This window comes from Oceanobacillus saliphilus (assembly GCF_023522835.1).
In the GTDB taxonomy this organism is placed as follows: Bacteria; Bacillota; Bacilli; order Bacillales; family Amphibacillaceae; genus Oceanobacillus; species Oceanobacillus saliphilus.
Genome location: NZ_JALCZU010000080.1, coordinates 1 through 279, shown reverse-complemented (window position 1 = coordinate 279; position 279 = coordinate 1). Strand labels below are relative to the sequence as shown.

1 protein-coding gene is annotated in these 279 nt (G+C 33.7%); it reads left to right on the top strand.

Annotation, left to right across the window (positions count from 1 at the left end):
* The first annotated feature begins 10 nt into the window (after positions 1-10).
* Positions 11-172 (top strand): hypothetical protein, encoded by a 162-nt coding sequence (locus MN204_RS21610; protein ID WP_368858691.1) that lies wholly within the window; start codon positions 11-13, stop codon positions 170-172.
* Positions 173-279: the final 107 nt, after the last annotated feature.

The window sequence follows — 279 nt, the reverse complement described above, 5'->3', positions numbered from 1 at the left end:
AGTATATTTAGTGTTGAAAGTAAAAACACATATTCAAGCTTGGTACGAAGGAAGTCTACTATCTTCCTGGAGAATTGCTATATCACCAAATGGATGGACAACACGAGAGATTGGTCAAGCATGGCTTAAAGATCACTTTATTTTTTATATTAAAATACGAAGAACAGGCTAATATAGTCTCCTCGTACTTGATGGGCATGATTCGCATTTAACACCTCAATTTGATAATATATGTTATTAAAATCAGATTATACCTGTCTGTATGCCTGCTAATTTCTC